Source organism: Rhizobium ecuadorense (genome assembly GCF_001187535.1).
Taxonomy (GTDB): Bacteria; Pseudomonadota; Alphaproteobacteria; order Rhizobiales; family Rhizobiaceae; genus Rhizobium; species Rhizobium ecuadorense.
This window is the reverse complement of sequence record NZ_LFIO01001701.1, coordinates 1-335: the sequence shown is the minus strand read 5'-3', so window position 1 is coordinate 335 and position 335 is coordinate 1. Positions and strand designations below refer to the sequence as shown.

At 59.7% G+C, this 335-nt stretch carries 1 pseudogene; it reads left to right on the top strand.

Annotated features, from left to right (window positions below):
• Nucleotides 1–335, top strand: a pseudogene (locus tag AF337_RS33085) (ABC transporter ATP-binding protein); the annotation flags it as partial.

Below are 335 nucleotides of genomic sequence, written 5' to 3'. Positions count from 1 at the left end.
AGTCCTCGTCGGTCTCGGCAGGACGCTGCTTTTGACCGTGCTTGCCGCCATATCCGGCTCCATCCTCGGAACGGCCCTGGCGCTTGCCGGCGTTTCCAAGTCGCCGCTTCTCTCCAGTCTCTCCTGGGGCTATATCTGGCTGCTGCGCTCAATCCCGGTCATCGTGCTGCTGCTGATATTGAACAATCTCGGCTACCTCTATGAGACGATCAAGATCGGCATTCCCTTCACCGATACAGTCTTCCTCGACTATCCCACCGTGCAGCTGCTGACGCCCTTTGCCGCCGCCTTTCTCGGCCTGACGCTCAACCAATCGGCCTTCTTCGCCGAGATCG